This window comes from Thomasclavelia saccharogumia DSM 17460 (assembly GCF_000686665.1).
GTDB classification, from domain to species: Bacteria; Bacillota_I; Bacilli_A; order Erysipelotrichales; family Coprobacillaceae; genus Thomasclavelia; species Thomasclavelia saccharogumia.
In genome coordinates this window covers 1-15013 of record NZ_JMLH01000017.1, presented here as the reverse complement: position 1 = coordinate 15013, position 15013 = coordinate 1, and the positions used below count along the sequence as shown (strand labels likewise).

The 15013-nt window shown below is 31.0% G+C and carries 18 protein-coding genes, 1 other RNA gene and 1 pseudogene; 5 read left to right on the top strand and 15 right to left on the bottom strand.

Annotated features, from left to right (window positions below; all coding sequences use genetic code 11):
• Nucleotides 1-7: 7 nt before the first annotated feature.
• A complete protein-coding gene (locus BR82_RS0105390; protein WP_027089360.1) occupies nt 8-985 on the bottom strand; it encodes an FAD:protein FMN transferase in 978 nt (325 codons plus the stop codon).
• Nucleotides 986-1025: 40 nt separating this feature from the next.
• Between BR82_RS0105390 and BR82_RS0105385 the strand changes: the two genes are divergently transcribed.
• Together BR82_RS0105385 and BR82_RS0105380 are read left to right on the top strand one after the other, a co-directional pair.
• Entirely contained in the window at nt 1026-1385 is a 360-nt protein-coding gene (locus tag BR82_RS0105385) for a NusG domain II-containing protein (protein ID WP_027089359.1), read from the top strand.
• Nucleotides 1369-1884 carry a Gx transporter family protein gene (locus tag BR82_RS0105380; RefSeq protein ID WP_051592749.1) on the top strand — a complete coding sequence of 172 codons (516 nt, stop codon included), beginning with the start codon at nt 1369-1371 and terminating at the stop codon, nt 1882-1884. The genes BR82_RS0105385 and BR82_RS0105380 overlap by 17 nt, the downstream gene beginning before the upstream one ends.
• 43 nt (nt 1885-1927) lie before the next feature.
• Here BR82_RS0105380 and BR82_RS0105375 read toward each other — a convergent pair whose 3' ends face one another.
• From BR82_RS0105375 to BR82_RS0105340, 8 genes are all read right to left on the bottom strand, one after another.
• Nucleotides 1928-2815, bottom strand: a complete 888-nt coding sequence (locus BR82_RS0105375; protein ID WP_027089357.1) for a LysR family transcriptional regulator — start codon at nt 2813-2815, stop codon at nt 1928-1930.
• Between the two features lie 101 nt (nt 2816-2916).
• On the bottom strand, nt 2917-3084 hold the full coding sequence (locus tag BR82_RS16980; RefSeq protein WP_147590216.1) for an iron-containing alcohol dehydrogenase: 168 nt from the start codon (nt 3082-3084) through the stop codon (nt 2917-2919).
• Between the two features lie 14 nt (nt 3085-3098).
• Complete coding sequence (locus tag BR82_RS0105365) at nt 3099-3575, bottom strand: flavodoxin (RefSeq protein WP_205618728.1); 477 nt, start codon at nt 3573-3575, stop codon at nt 3099-3101.
• Between the two features lie 478 nt (nt 3576-4053).
• A complete protein-coding gene (locus tag BR82_RS0105360) occupies nt 4054-4233 on the bottom strand; it encodes a hypothetical protein (RefSeq protein ID WP_027089355.1) in 180 nt (59 codons plus the stop codon).
• A gap of 224 nt (nt 4234-4457) precedes the next feature.
• Nucleotides 4458-4640 carry a hypothetical protein gene (locus BR82_RS0105350; RefSeq protein ID WP_027089354.1) on the bottom strand — a complete coding sequence of 61 codons (183 nt, stop codon included), beginning with the start codon at nt 4638-4640 and terminating at the stop codon, nt 4458-4460.
• A 173-nt stretch (nt 4641-4813) separates the two neighbouring features.
• Nucleotides 4814-5362: a TetR/AcrR family transcriptional regulator C-terminal domain-containing protein gene (locus BR82_RS0105345; RefSeq protein WP_027089353.1), complete on the bottom strand. Its 549-nt coding sequence runs from the start codon at nt 5360-5362 to the stop codon at nt 4814-4816.
• An 86-nt stretch (nt 5363-5448) separates the two neighbouring features.
• An RNA gene (gene rnpB / locus BR82_RS16660) (RNase P RNA component class B) lies at nt 5449-5768 on the bottom strand.
• Between the two features lie 55 nt (nt 5769-5823).
• Nucleotides 5824-6144, bottom strand: a complete 321-nt coding sequence (locus BR82_RS0105340; protein WP_027089352.1) for a DivIVA domain-containing protein — start codon at nt 6142-6144, stop codon at nt 5824-5826.
• A 195-nt stretch (nt 6145-6339) separates the two neighbouring features.
• On the opposite strand from BR82_RS0105340, the gene recU reads away from it, so the two are divergent.
• The 3 genes from recU (at nt 6340) to BR82_RS17915 (ending at nt 10237) form a co-directional block, all read left to right on the top strand.
• Entirely contained in the window at nt 6340-6939 is a 600-nt protein-coding gene (recU, locus tag BR82_RS0105335; RefSeq protein ID WP_027089351.1) for a Holliday junction resolvase RecU, read from the top strand.
• Nucleotides 6929-9619, top strand: coding sequence for a transglycosylase domain-containing protein (locus tag BR82_RS0105330; RefSeq protein ID WP_027089350.1), 2691 nt, complete (start codon nt 6929-6931; stop codon nt 9617-9619). The genes recU and BR82_RS0105330 overlap by 11 nt, the downstream gene beginning before the upstream one ends.
• 267 nt (nt 9620-9886) lie before the next feature.
• On the top strand, nt 9887-10237 hold the full coding sequence (locus BR82_RS17915) for a transposase zinc-binding domain-containing protein (protein WP_084300704.1): 351 nt from the start codon (nt 9887-9889) through the stop codon (nt 10235-10237).
• Nucleotides 10238-10263: 26 nt separating this feature from the next.
• Here the strand turns inward: BR82_RS17915 and BR82_RS17405 are convergent, their stop codons facing one another.
• From BR82_RS17405 to BR82_RS0105295, 6 genes and pseudogenes are all read right to left on the bottom strand, one after another.
• Nucleotides 10264-10503, bottom strand: coding sequence for a hypothetical protein (locus BR82_RS17405; RefSeq protein ID WP_205618727.1), 240 nt, complete (start codon nt 10501-10503; stop codon nt 10264-10266).
• Nucleotides 10504-10728: 225 nt separating this feature from the next.
• Nucleotides 10729-11358 carry a hypothetical protein gene (locus tag BR82_RS0105310; protein ID WP_027089347.1) on the bottom strand — a complete coding sequence of 210 codons (630 nt, stop codon included), beginning with the start codon at nt 11356-11358 and terminating at the stop codon, nt 10729-10731.
• Nucleotides 11359-11391: 33 nt separating this feature from the next.
• Nucleotides 11392-11799, bottom strand: a complete 408-nt coding sequence (locus tag BR82_RS16285) for a hypothetical protein (RefSeq protein WP_027089346.1) — start codon at nt 11797-11799, stop codon at nt 11392-11394.
• A 12-nt stretch (nt 11800-11811) separates the two neighbouring features.
• Nucleotides 11812-12036: pseudogene (locus tag BR82_RS17910) on the bottom strand (DUF4062 domain-containing protein); the annotation flags it as partial.
• Nucleotides 12037-12467: 431 nt separating this feature from the next.
• Nucleotides 12468-13667 (bottom strand): ATP-binding protein, encoded by a 1200-nt coding sequence (locus BR82_RS0105300; protein ID WP_027089345.1) that lies wholly within the window; start codon nt 13665-13667, stop codon nt 12468-12470.
• A 170-nt stretch (nt 13668-13837) separates the two neighbouring features.
• Nucleotides 13838-14221: an antirestriction protein ArdA gene (locus BR82_RS0105295; protein ID WP_027089344.1), complete on the bottom strand. Its 384-nt coding sequence runs from the start codon at nt 14219-14221 to the stop codon at nt 13838-13840.
• Nucleotides 14222-15013 lie beyond the last annotated feature (792 nt).

The following is a 15013-nucleotide window of genomic DNA, read 5'->3' as shown; positions in this document are numbered from 1 at the left end:
AATCTCTTTATTTTATATATTCTTCAAAACCATTTGAATAGCTGATTTGATTATTTTCATCAATAAAACAACCATAAACATCATCCATTGAATTTAATAATTCTATCCCCTTTTCTTTTCCTAATGAAAAACATACAGTACTTAAAGTATCTGCTTGTAATGATGTTTTAGATATGATCGTTACTGATGATAATCCATTTTCATAACTATAACCAGTTTGGGGATTTAAGATATGATGATATTTTTGACCATTCAATTCAAAATATCTTTGATATACGCCACTAGTAACAACAGATAAATCATCTATTGATAAAGTTAAAATAGATTGATCTATTTCTTGCGGATCTGTCAATCCAACCATAAACTGCTCATTGTTTTTATTTCCCACACACAATACATTGCCACCTAAATTAATAATGGCATTATTGATATTCTCTTTTAATAAATAATCCTTGATCTTATCAGCAATATATCCTTTTGCAATTGCTCCTAAATCAATCATAGTATTTTCATTGAGATATGTAATCTTATTTGTGGTCAATATAATATTTTGATAAGAAACATTTTGTAAGTTTTCTTGAATCATATCTTGTTGAGGGAGTTCAGGTATCTCCTTTTTAAAATCCCATAATGCTGAAATAGATCCAATCGTTATATCAAATTGTCCTTTTGATAGTTCACTATATTTTAACCCCTCTTTGATTACCGCATATAAATCATCTGAAATCGTTTGTTCTTGTAATTTATTAACGTTATGATTGATTTTATATAATTCACTCTTTTCATTTGTTGATGAAAAAACTAACTCTAGATCATTGCAAATATCGAAGCAGTGATTTAAAATATCAGTAGATTTTGAATCGTATAAAGTGATTTCAACGATTGTATCTAAGCAAAATTGTTTATCTGATAGGGGCGTAAACTGACTCTGACAGCCACAAAGAGTCAATGTAAAAAGTAATAATAAACTGATTATTTTTTTCATGATAAGCCTCCTGCAAACTATTATAACATGGAGTAAGACAATGAAGAATAAAACTTTTAAATATGATATGATTATTATATTCGTTATTAGTATTATAATTATTGGATTTTTTTTATTAAACAGATCTGATAATGGTCATTTAGTTAAAATCACAGTTAATAAAGAAGATTATGGTATTTATGATTTAAATGAAGATCAAACAATCAATATCAATGATGAAAATATTTTAATTATTAAAAATAATGAAATATATATGGATAAGGCGACATGTCCAGATCATACCTGTATAAGACAAGGGCATATTTCTAAAACTGGTGCTAGTATTATTTGTTTACCACATCAGTTGATCGTTGAAATCATTGATGGCAAGGATGGTGATCAAGATGTCAAAGTCTATTAATGTAAAAAGGATGTGTTATTTAGCCTTATTCTGTGCTATTGCAATTATTTTAAGCTATATCGAAACATTGATTCCTTTTCATCTTAGTATTCCGGGAACAAAAATTGGTCTTGCAAATATTACCACTATAATCATGTTATTCTGTTTTGGTTATAAAGAAGCTTTTTTTGTTATGCTGCTTAGGGTATTTATTGTTGGGATAACTTTTACTAATCTTTATATGATGTTATATAGTTTAGCTGGCGGGATATTATCTTTAACTATGATGGCATTATTTTATCAAACAAAATTATTTTCAAATTATACTATTTCTATTATCGGAGGTGTTTTTCATAATATAGGTCAATTATTAATAGCAATGTTTTTCTTTAACACATCAACATTTTTATATTATTTGCCTTATTTATTATTAATTGGAACTATAACAGGTACAGTAATCGGTATAATCTCGCAAATTATTTATATAAAAACAGGAAATTATATTATAAAACAAAAATAACAATGTTTTTTACGAAAAATTACATTGTTATTTTTTATTTAAACTAGCTATTCTCTTTGATTTCTTTTGCTAAAAAATCAATGAATTTAGATACTGTAAAGCTAAATGATTGATATTTTTTCCAGACAATGAGCGATGTTGTTATGAGTTCTGGATAAAAAGGTCTAAAACATAATTCCTGATTAGCCGCATAATTAATTGAACCTTCTACAACAACAGCATGTCCTATGTTATTTGAAACTAAAATAGATGCCGTCGTTGTTAATTCTGATACAGCTGCAAAATGAAGCTGATCATAGCCGCTACCCATCCATTTTTTTAATTCATTTTGGGTTTCACTTCTTGCTGTATTAATAAGTGAAATGCCTTTTAGATCTTCAGGCATGATATATTCTTTTTGCGCCAAAAAAGAATTTTTCTTTGTGAGAATTCCATATCTTTCAACCTTATGCATTTTTAAAAAATTAAGTTTTTCTAAATTAACTGGTTCTAAAACAAAACCTATATCAACAAGTCCTTTATCGATATTTTCAATAATAAAATCGCTATTACCATTTCGCACATGAAAAATCACTTCAGGATAAATATTCTTAAATTTTTGAATATATTGCCCCATTGTTTTTGTTGCTTCGGTAATTCCACAAGCTAAAACGATTTCACCTGAAACCTCATTATCTTGATGACTAATTTCTAATTCAGTTTTTTCAGATAGACTAACTATTTCTTCAGCACGTCTTTTTAAAAGCATCCCTGCTTCGGTTAATATGATTTTCCTCTTTCCCCTAACAAATAAAGCAGCACCTAATTCATCTTCTAACTGCATCAGCTGTCTGCTTAACGTTGGTTGTGTAATATGCAGAATTTCAGCAGCTTTGGTGATATTTCCTTCTCGAGCCACTGCTAAGAAATATTTTAAAACCCGTATTTCCATCATGATCACTCCTCATTTCTATTATTCTATCATTCAAAAGAATGTTAAGCAACGGAAAAAAAGATTGAAAAATATATCTTATTTTCAATCTTTTCATACATTTATTGATATGCTTTTTCAAATATTATTCTGCAATTTTCATGATCTAATTCGATTGGAGCAACATAGAACAAACCCCATCGTCTCTCTGGCATTTTTTGTTGATGTAATTCGTTCAATTTTCCAGTCCCAAATAAAATACGGGTAGGAATACACATTTGAAAACTCATAAAAACCTTCTCCTTTATAAATTTAAATCATCGATCCATTTTGTTAATTTAGCCAATGAACATCCATTTAGTATCGTTGTTGGATACCAATTAACACCATTCGAACAACTAACTTGTAAATATTTATTTGTTTCACCAGCACTACTTCCGCCAGAAGTTGCAAAAGGAACAATTGTTTTACCTTTAAAATCATAACTTTCTAAAAAAGTATTAATAACCGTTGGAGCAAGATACCACCAAATTGGAAATCCTATAAAGATTACATCATATAGCTCCATATTTTCAATATCTGTAGCTATTGCAGGTCGTGATGTTTTGTTTTTCATTTCTAGACTACTGCGTGAGTTAGGATCATTCCAATTCAAATCAGCAGAACTATAAGGAACCTTTGGCTTGATTTCATAAAGATCTCCTGATAATATCTCTGCAATTGATTGCGCAACTTTTTTTGTTACACCACTACATGAAAAATAAGCAACTAAAGTTTTCATACTTTCCTCCATTTCTGTCTTCATCACTTAGACACAACACTTATTCAAATTTTATTTTGTAGTATTTCTATAAAAAGGATATATACTACAAAGTACTTAAAAAATAATATAAGCTTTACACTTAAAATCACTTTATCAGATCTTAATAATAATTCATCAATCAATAAATAATAAATCTTTCAATTGATTAGTACGAATACTGTTGAAACTGATAAAAAGTAGATATTACTCGAACCAACTATTACAATTAAAACTAGATAATTTTTTAATTGACTCAAAAATAACATTTACTATTCTTCTCTTTTGACACCTATATTATATTATAATAAATAACAAATATCTAATACCTATATTAAATTATTATAATGCTTTTAAAGCATATAGAAATTAATTTTATTTTATTAGATTACTTAAATGTTTTTATTTGCAAAAATAAAAGGCGAATCATCGCCTTTTAATCGATATTTTATAACAATAATTATTTTGTAATTTGGAATGTTCTTGTTATTGGTGCAGCTAGATAATTACCACCTAAAGTCACAACAGTAACAACATATCTTCCTGATTCAGTTGGAAGTGTAGTAGTACTTGAATAAAGACGAAATTTACTTGTCACACCAGTATATAAATAATGAATGTTACTTTGATCTTTTAGCACTTCTCCCTCCACTATAAGTAAGTGTTGCATTAAAATCAAAGTTTGTTGCCTGCTTGGCTATCATCTTGTCATTTTCAATTGTTTCATTCCACATCAATTTAATACCAGAAGCACGCATTTATATTATATTTGAGGATTTTTCATTATCACTTTGCTAAAGCTTTTTATTGTAGACAATAAAGAGCTTGATTTTATCATCAAAATCAAGCTCTTTATCGATTTATTTAATTTCTTATAATTTTAATAGCATTTCTATAAACATCATATCTTAACCCATGATAGATCAAGATATAAAAATCTTCATTTAAATCCATAAGTGTATCTTGAGGTTCCTTAATTTCTAAATGTTCACCAATATCATATACCTTATTACCAATCTTAACCGCTTTTAAAAATTCTATCTCCATGATAAGCTCTCTCCTTTTACGTGAAAATATTAAATTCATAATGAATTATATCACAAAAATGCTAAGATACCATTATTTTTAATTATCTCTTTCTTTGCTTAAAACAACTATCTCTTGTAATAACTCTATATACTTACTTTTATTATCAAAAAATATTCCTATCTTTTATGATTTTATGTATTCAAAATAAAAGGTTCTAATTTCTTTGGTAAAGCCTCAATCAATAAAATAACGATTTCTTTAATACTTATAGGCATATCATTTAATATCCAGTCTACTGTCATATCAATCGATCCTTTACAATACATTTGCAATAAAAAATCAATATCTTTATCTACTTGATGCCCTAAGTTTCGTTCAATAATTTTTTTATAAAAACTATAAATACAACTAAAATCATAATTAATCAAATTATTGCAATCATTTGACTTAAACGCTTCTTTAAAAAAAGAGTGCTCATTTTGAATAAACTCAAATTTCAAACATAGTGCTTCATATAACGAACATCCATTCCCCATTTGTCGAAAAGATTTCAATACCAGTTTTTCAAAATACCAGTTCACCAAATCGTATTTATCCATAAAATAACGATAAAACGTTTGTCTAGTCATTCCAGCTTTAATAACAATATCTGTCACTGTAATCTTATCTAATGGTCTATTTTTAATTAATTCTTTTATTGCCTGAGCAAATATATATTTCGTTTCATCATGTTTATCCATAAATATACCTCTTTTAATTCATTATAAACAAATATAAACATCTATACAAACAAAAAAGCTGATAAAATCAGCTAATGTGACTCGCTTCGTAAGCCAAGTTCTGTTTTTCAAACGATTATTTATCTATGCATATGCATTCGTCTTTTAGTTCAATTTCCTTGAGACGATTCCCCTACCAAATTTGGGTTTCTTCCTTGCAGAGTTTACCTCTTTTCAGCTAATCTTTCGATTAGAATAGTTTCTGTGGCACTTTATGGCTTATCGACCATACTGATGGTTAGGTCTTAGGCCTGTCGTTAGCTCACGCTACCATGACTTATTGATTCGTCATGTACAAACACTACAAGCATCGCAGCTTGTGGAAGCCTGGACTTTCCTCTACTTTCGTAGCAATCGTTTTCTACGAGTCTTCTTTATTTTACTTATTTTTTTTTAGAAAGCAAGTATAAAGTTATTTGGTACTATTTATTTTGATTAAATACTACTTTTTCTAATAAAGAAAGTCTTTTTAAAATATCCACATTAGTTGAAAGATTTTCTTCCATTGCATGGATATTGTCATCTTGAAGTGCTTTTTCACGCTCAAGTTTAGCAATTTTGATCTTTTGTTCATTTAAACGAGCTTCCAATTGATCTATTTTATCATACGATGCATTTAACATAGCAGCAAATGATTCATAATCTTTAACGATCATATCTAAAAAATGATCAACTTCTTCTGCATTATATCCTTTAAAATCAACTTTAAATTCTTTCGCAACTATTTTTTTTGGACTTAACATAATTTTTGGTTCCAAAGTAATCAACTCCTATCTATATAATATATTGAAACAAAATTCTTGATTAAATGCAAGGATTTAATATATTTGTCATGAATTTTAACAAAATATACAATGTTTAGGAAACTCGCAAGATATTATGATATTTTATTTTAGTTATGGTATAATACCTACGTAAAGTAATAAAAAGGAGCAACTATGGTTAATTATCCAAATATGAAAAAAACTACTATCCATCAAACCAAATTAATTGATGGAAAATTAAATACCCGCCATCGCGGGATGAATCTTGAAGAAGATTTAAATTTAACAAATAAATATTATCTTACTAATGGCATCGCCAATATTCACAAAAAACCCACACCAATTCAAATCGTGAAAGTTGATTATCCCAAAAGATCAGCAGCTAGAATTGTTGAAGCTTACTTCAAGACTCCTTCTACAACTGACTATAACGGGATTTATAAAGGTAGATACTTAGATTTTGAAGCAAAGGAAACCAAAAGACAAAACTTTCCTTTTACTAATATTGGCGTTCACCAGATCAAGCATTTACAAAGTATTATTAATCACCATGGAATTGCCTTTGTTATTATTGCTTTTACCCACCTAAATGAGGTATACTTAATTGATGCCTCATATATGATTGAAGCATATTATCAGCCCAATCAAAAATCTATTTCTTATGAGGAAATTAAAGAAAAAGGACATTTGATTGAGCAGGGATTTAATCCGCGCTTAAATTATTTAAAAATAATTGATCAATATTATTTAGGAGGTCTTAAAAATGACAGATAACCCTACTACAAGAAGCAAAAAAAGAAGATTGAACTGGAAAAAAATTTTTACTAGTTTTATTGTAATAATTATTGTCATTTGTCTTTCTGGAGGATGTTTTTTCGCCTGGTCAGTATACAAAGAAACTGAAGACTTTTCTGCACAGCGTCTCCTTTCTGGTGAAGCCAGTAAAATTTATGATGCTAATGGAGAACTAATGTATACATATGGCAGTGATATCAATGGTAAGCGAGAAAATATTACTTATAAAGATTTACCACAAGTATTAATTGATGCTGTAGTTGCTGCAGAAGATTCCCGCTTCTTTGAACACGATGGTTTCGATTTACCTCGTATTGCTAAAACATTGATTACTAATCTAGCACATTTTAGTATTCGTGGCGGTGGTTCTACGATCACGCAGCAAGTAATCAAAAAATCTTATTTCCCAGAAGAACAAAAAACTTATACTCGTAAAATCAGTGAAATCATTTTAGCTATTCAGGCAACAAAAGAAGTAAGCAAAGAAGAAATCATTACTTTATATTTAAATAAAATTTATTTTGGTCGCAGTACTAGTTCGATCGGTATTGCTGCAGCCAGCAAATATTATTTTAATAAAGAAGTATCTCAGCTTACTTTACCAGAAGCAGCCTTATTGGCAGGCACTTTGAATTCTCCTAGCGCTTATGATCCATATTACAATCTTGATTTAGCAACTAAACGGCGCGATATCATTTTAAACTTAATGGTCGATCATGGCTATATTTCTCAAGAAGAATGCGATCTAGCAAAAAAAGTAAAGATTGAAAATATGTTATCACAATCAAGTACTACTTCAGATAGTGCATTAGCAGCATACGTTGATTTAGTCACTGCTGAAGTAAAAGAGAAAACAGGTTTAGATCCTGCTGAGACCCAAATGAATATCTACACATACTGTAATCAAGATGTTCAAAAAGAAGCTGCAAAAATGGCAAATGGTGAAACATATGACTATACTGATGAAGATATGCAAATGTCTGGCAGTATCCAGTCTACTCAAGATGGTCGAATCGTTGCAGTAATTGGGGGACGTAATTATAAACTTGGTGATAAAAATAAGGCAACATTAAAAAGACAACCTGGTTCTTCAATGAAACCAATTCTTGATTATGGTTTAGCTTACAAATATCTAGACTGGTCAACAGTGCATACAGTTGTTGATGAGCCAACAAGTTTTGGTGACTATACTCCTAAAAACTGGGATAATAGTTATCATGGTTCAATGCCAATTAAAGAAGCTTTAGTTAAATCATGGAATATCCCTGCAGTATCAACTTTTCAGGAAGTTTTAGAAGCTTCGTCTTCTAAAAAAATAATTGCTGACATGGAATCTTTAGGTATTGATATGTCTACTGAGGATAAAGAATTAAGTTTACCATATGCTATTGGTGGTTGGGCTAATGGTACTAGTCCAATTGAATTAGCTGGCGCTTATGCAACTATTGCAAATAATGGTGTTTATATTGAATCACACACAGTTAACTATGTAGAAGTTCCAACTAAAAATAAAACTTATAATATCGATAAAGACATTCAAGATGATGCTAAACAAAGTATTGGTGAAGATGTTTCTTTCATGATCAGAGAAACGATGTTAAGTTATTCTGACAGCGGCTATAGTAATTATGCTTATCTAAGTGGAATTGATAACGTTGGAGCTAAAACAGGTACTTCTAATACTAATAGCGGTGCTAGTAAAGATTTATGGATGACTGCTTATACACCGGACTATACCTGCTCAGTTTGGATGGGATTTGAAGAAAAAGCCTTAGCTGATGGAAAAAACACTTCTAAATATAAGGCTTATCCTGGAAAAGTAGTTGGTGAATTATTAGAGTATTTACAAGATAATACTACAGATAAAAAGTCATATCCTGATAAACCTGATAGCGTTGAAGAAATAAGTATTATTGCTGGAGTATATCCTTATGAAAGTCCAACTGCAAGCACCCCATCTGACAAAATATATACTGGTTGGGCTAAAAAAGGCACTGGCCCTAGCAAATCGTCAACTGAATATAGTATTAATAATTTATCATCTTTTGATGCTTCTCTTTCTAGTAATGGAAAGATTTCTGTCAAATTCAGTGAATATAATCCTGCAAGTGCAGCAACCGATGAAAATGCAACTGAAGCAACCAAAATGTATGGTGTAATCGAATATGTTGTTGAAGTTAGCAATCCAAATAGCAATGAAATTTTATACACGACGACATTAAATCAGTCTGATGGTATTATTGATTATACACCTAACGAAAAAGTCAATGTAACAGGCTATTATCGCTTCCATAAAGCTCCAAGAAAAGTGTCTAATAAAATAACTAAATCTGTAGGTTCTAATAGTTCTGAAAACAAAATTAATTATTCAATTACTTCCGATGGAGTAACTATTACAAACGGAAGTACTACTTCTTCTAATACGGTTACGATCAAAGTAACTGCTCAAAATAGTTCTAACAACATCAGTATTCAATTTTTCACTCTAGACGGCAGTGAAATTAATGATGCATATACTTTCACTGGTACTGGTAGTAAAGACTTTGAACTAACACCTGGTGTTCAGTATCGCGTTAAAATTAGTGAGTCTGATGGTACTAAAACAATTAGTGATACAGTTACATTTACGATTGGTAATTCTAATTCATCAACAGAATAAAAAAGGGACAAAATAAATTTTGTCCACCTGGATGATAGTGCATTTTAAATGCCTATCATCCTTTTTGGTATTATAATGATTTTAGGAGATGAGTTTATGATCAATTTATCTATTCCTTCTGATACATTAGGTCTTTTTAATTTTAAACAGTATGTAAAAAAACAGTAAAATACTTTTAAATATACCTTCTTTGATAATTACGACTGTATCGTTAATTTACATGATAAAGGTAAACTTAGAGATGTTTCTTTTGATAACATTTAAAAGATTATCCTTTGTTCTTCTATCCATCTTGGTTATGATTTCTTTGTCTGTCCTAACTGTGGCAAAGAAACTATTGTTGCTCATACCTGCAGTTCCAAATACTGTACCAAATGTGGTTCTAAATCCAGTCAAAGACATGCTGCTTATGTCAGCTCTATGGCTTTTAAATCCAAACATCACCATATCATCTTTACCATCCCTGCTCAGCTGCGCTTCTATTTTATCAAGAAGCGAACACTGCTTGATGGCCTTTTTGTCGTTGCCAGAAATACTCTGGCCTCCTTTTTCAACGATAGCAAATATCGCAGACAAAAGCATCTTAAAAAAATATCTTCTATCATAAAAAAGCAATAAATCTCAATATCTTTACAAAGATCCAACTAATATATGATCTTTGGTGTCATTACCTCATCGTACACTTTTGGTAGAACACTTGACTGAAATCCACATATCCATGTTCTGGTTGTTGGCAATAGTAAAACTTTCGGTGCGAAAGTATAGGTTGACGACGATACATCAACATTTCTCATAATCGTTTCAACTGCCTGAATAAAGTGCATTTCTTTGACCTTGATTAGATAGTCCAGTGCAAAATAACGCCGATTCCACGAGAAAGCCAACACCATTTGTCGTTTGAAAAGTTTCTGCAGCTCATAGCTTTTTGGATAGATCAGCAAATCCATTTCACGGCTTTCTCTACCACCGCGAAGGGATATATGGCATACTTTTTCACCTCCATTTTGAAATAGAAAAAGCCTAGGAACTTTCAAAATGAAAATTTCTCGGCTATGTAAAATATTACTTACTTTAAATTACATGGGGAAAACCATATTTACTAAACTGTTTTATAAATTATTTTTTATTTGGCATTCTTGTAACTGTGCATTTAAAAAATCAATTAGTTTCATAATTTTGGAAAGATTGAAAACAGGATCAAAAGCACCCATCTCTGCTCTTTCACTTTCAGATGCTTCATTTAGAATATCTTCGATTTCATTTTGCGCAATTTCTACCTGCTCTTTATCCCATTCAGGATGGTTACCTAAAAACACTCTTAAACTAAGCAAAGTTTGTCCAATATAATTTATTGCTTCTGGATTTGAATTGAAATCCGACAACAGTCTTATATACTTGGAGATTTCTTCATGTGATTTTTGAGGCATATTATTAAACACCTCCATTACTTTTGCATGAATTGAATTAAGTTCGTCATCAACAGAAACCCTTATTGTATGCAAACCTTGCTTTCCAAGTTTGGTTAAAGTAATTTTATCTTGAGCAATATCTATTATTCCATACTCAAAAAATTCTGCAACTATTCGCTGAAACTCCACATCAGGAACACAAAAATAAGGAGCATGATCTAAAAACAATGCATGATTGAATGCATAATGAATTAGGCTAATGTTGCTTTCAACCAATAAAATTGGACCAAAGATTGAAAATATTTGTGACCATGTCAAAGAAACAGGCAAAGAAACTGGTATGGAAATATTCTTGTAATCATCTCACTTTGAATAACCCATAAAAGTACGAATTTCATTCCATGGAAACTGCATAATGAATTGCTCATATTTCTCTGATTGCTTTTCGTCCTCAAGCAGAGCTTTTAATCTATCATTTTCAATCCTTAAATCGTTTATTTGATTCAGTAAATCTGAATTTTCGTAGGACGCAACTCTCTCCCAACCAAGTCTTGGATAATAATTAATACAATTTACTAAAGCGATAACAACATTTTCAGAAAGAGCTGATGGACTATCCCAGCTAAAATGACTCACCATTCTATGATGCATCACCTTATTTCTAAATTTATTAAGTTTCTGTTTGGCATCTAGTTCTATATCGGATCTGTTAACCGGAAGAGAATCAGGATTGCTATGAATGAACGCAATTACTGGAATCTCTAAATCCACAGCATAATCAAACTCTTTTTCAGTATAACTAATACCATCATCAGCTTGTGAACCATATCTATTCCCTATAATGATAATATAGTAATCCGTTTCATCAAGAAACCGCTTAATATAATTAAACTATTCCTCGTTTGTTGAAACAAAATGTTCCATACCAACAGGAATATGACGAAGTTTAAGAATACTCTCTAAAACTGCTTGTCTCTCTAATTGTAAATCTGTATATGTGGAACTAATAAATACTTGATATCATTTCATAGTTACTCCTCTAAACCTCGATTTTTAATCTTTATTGTTGATATGCAAATTATTTTAACTCAAAAAACTACTGTTTTTGCATTCGTAAATTAGCTAAAATTAAATATAACTAATTTAATTTGACAATATTTTATTCAAATTATTTTATGCCGAGAAAACTTATTTATAGTGGATATTCCTAAGTTATACTTTTTCATAAGCAAAATCTTCTTGATTTTGCTTGGTTTTAACAGTTCTTAGGAATTTGGCTCCACTGTAAATAAGGAAATTGGTATAAATTAATTTGATTGTTTGTATCATTATATTTTGCTATTTTTAACTAATTAGCTCATGTCTATTACTACTGTTATCTAATTTAATTTGCTAAAAATTTGTTAAAATAATATGCTAATCTACACTTTATGATAATTTTAATATCCATCAGCCAATAGAAAATCTGCTAAATGTACGATCTTTACACCGTTGATATTACCTGCGGCGAGCTCGTCAAGCGTTACGACATACTTGGGATAGTGGTCTTTGATTTCAAGCAGATTGGCAATCTCGCGGTCAGATTCTTCTGGTAGATTGCGGCACACCTGCACATAGATACGCTCATCGCGCCGTACCGCCACAAAGTCAATTTCTTTCGTTTCGTTCTTGCCAATATAGACCTCGTAACCTTTTCTACGAAGCTCAAAGTATATGATATTTTCAAGCATTGCGGCAACAGACTTCGGATTGAAACCCATCATGCAGTATTTCAAAGAAGCGTCAGCAAGATAGAATTTCTCTTGCGTTTTCAGCACGGATTTACCTTGCAGATCGTATCGCTGGCAGCGATAAATCACAAAGGCTTTTTCCAGCCATTCCAAATAATTATAGACCGATTCCACCGAGAGAGAACGTCTCTCACTTTTCAAGAATTTTACAATAGCATTTGCAGAAAAGGTCTTACCGACATTTTCAACAATATACTTTACAACACGGTTGAACAGGTCAAATTTCGTAATATTATGCCGTTTCGTTATATCGCTGGTGATAACGGAATTATAAATGCCCTCAACAATCTGATATGCTGCGCTCTCGTCAAAATTGCTCAGCGCAATGATTGGAAAACCACCCATGCGAATATACTCTGCAAGCAATTCTTTCGGCGTGCGTCCGCTTGCCTTTTTGAACTCCATATATTCGGCAAAGGACAGCGTAAATACAGGGATAGAGATATACCGTCCTGAAAGATAGGTGGATATTTCACTTGACATCAGCTTAGAATTAGAACCAGTCACATAAATATCCGTATCAGCGTTTTCAAGCAGACTGTTTACAGCCTTTTCCCAACCTGTGATTTCCTGTACCTCGTCAAGCAGAAGATAGTAACGTTTACCGTCTGTCATTTTTTCCTTGATTCCATTGTACATATCTTTATCGGTCATACCGTCATCAAAATCTTCCGAAGTGTAGCGCATACTGATAATGTGGTCGGCAAGAACGCCACTTTTTATCAAATCATCCTGTAACATGTCTAAAATTGTGGACTTACCACAGCGACGAATACCCGCAAGGATTTTCACCAGTGGCACATCACGATAAGTTTTCAGTAAATCTAAATAATGGGGTCTAACAATCATACTAATGCCTCCTTTACTATTAGTATACCAAAAAACATATAAATAATTAATAGTTTTTACTTGAATTAAATAAAAACTTTTATATTTTAATTTGTTTTTTGGTCTTATCATAAACTTTAATCATGTAAAAAGCAATTCTGGAAAACTCTGTACCGCTTATGTCGAAATATTCAATTTAATGCCCCGAGCTTTTTCAGATATGAAATACAGTTGGCATGTCCTCTAAAATATATCCGTTGGCGTTCCATAACTTTTTCTGTTTTTCCAAGAGTGCGAACATAGAGATTAGGACTTTGAATACGGTATTCTTCAGGAATATTCTCAATATTGCCGTCGTAAATATCAACAAAACGGTCGCCATTTGAGCGTACATAACCGTTGTTGGTAAATACTTTGCTTTCATCAAAACAAATATCCCACCTAAAATTTTCATAGTCGATATAATTTGAAAGAGCACCTAGTTTGCTTGTACCATAGCAGTTGCTTTGTTCAATCCAATAATAGCCAAGGTCGGAAGCATCGATAACACCTGGAAGATAGTCAAAACAGTCCATATTTTCGGTAAGGTTAATTAAGTTTCTAACACTGCCCTATTCTCCCAAGTCTAAAACCGCCTGCCAGAAATCCTCGCTTTCGTCAAGTTCTATAATCTTTCCTACAAGGTAATTGAGCTCGTTTAAACTCTCATATTCTCCAAGCAGGTCATAAATATGAAAATTATAGCACTCATAAATGGTTAATAGACATATTAGCAATGACAAAAGATTTCAAAGGCTCAAAAGATGGTTCTACCGAAGATACGAGAAAGTGTTCTATGTCTATGCCCCAAAATCAAAGATGAACAAACTAAAGACGCTATTGAAAAATGTGTTCAATATATAACCAGATCAATAATATATGAAAGCAAGATAGTAAACTATGATGATGACAAAAAAATGATTCGCTAGTTCTATCACCGTCATTAAGATAATTTGCATATTACTTTCTCGAATTATTTTAACTGTTTTATTATATTTATTAATTTAATTTGATTCGTTCCTGTCTTTTTTATTTATATAATGTGCTAATCAACATCGTGATTGAAAAATTCTCAAAGCAAAATACAGCTATAAGCATATAAAGAAGGTAAACAAGTGATTAATCTGACCAATGAAGAACTAGCAGAATTATTGAGGAAACCAGAGATAATGATACCGATGAAATGCAATGAAACTATGATTAGGAAAAAATAATATTTCTAACACTTTTTTAGCCGATAAAAATATCCAGCCATTTCATATACCCCTATGATTGATATTTTTATTTTATACCTAAACGAATCGAAATTCCTATTAGATTATGGAAAG

Coding starts and splice junctions, on each gene's coding strand:
- BR82_RS0105390 (WP_027089360.1), bottom strand. CDS start 985: ATGAAAAAAATAATCAGTTTATTATTACTTTTTACATTGACTCTTTGT.
- BR82_RS0105385 (WP_027089359.1), top strand. CDS start 1,026: ATGAAGAATAAAACTTTTAAATATGATATGATTATTATATTCGTTATT.
- BR82_RS0105380 (WP_051592749.1), top strand. CDS start 1,369: ATGTCAAAGTCTATTAATGTAAAAAGGATGTGTTATTTAGCCTTATTC.
- BR82_RS0105375 (WP_027089357.1), bottom strand. CDS start 2,815: ATGGAAATACGGGTTTTAAAATATTTCTTAGCAGTGGCTCGAGAAGGA.
- BR82_RS16980 (WP_147590216.1), bottom strand. CDS start 3,084: ATGAGTTTTCAAATGTGTATTCCTACCCGTATTTTATTTGGGACTGGA.
- BR82_RS0105365 (WP_205618728.1), bottom strand. CDS start 3,575: ATGAAAACTTTAGTTGCTTATTTTTCATGTAGTGGTGTAACAAAAAAA.
- BR82_RS0105350 (WP_027089354.1), bottom strand. CDS start 4,640: ATGGAGATAGAATTTTTAAAAGCGGTTAAGATTGGTAATAAGGTATAT.
- BR82_RS0105345 (WP_027089353.1), bottom strand. CDS start 5,362: ATGGATAAACATGATGAAACGAAATATATATTTGCTCAGGCAATAAAA.
- BR82_RS0105340 (WP_027089352.1), bottom strand. CDS start 6,144: ATGTTAAGTCCAAAAAAAATAGTTGCGAAAGAATTTAAAGTTGATTTT.
- recU (WP_027089351.1), top strand. CDS start 6,340: ATGGTTAATTATCCAAATATGAAAAAAACTACTATCCATCAAACCAAA.
- BR82_RS0105330 (WP_027089350.1), top strand. CDS start 6,929: ATGACAGATAACCCTACTACAAGAAGCAAAAAAAGAAGATTGAACTGG.
- BR82_RS0105300 (WP_027089345.1), bottom strand. CDS start 13,667: ATGATTGTTAGACCCCATTATTTAGATTTACTGAAAACTTATCGTGAT.
- BR82_RS0105295 (WP_027089344.1), bottom strand. CDS start 14,221: ATGGACTGTTTTGACTATCTTCCAGGTGTTATCGATGCTTCCGACCTT.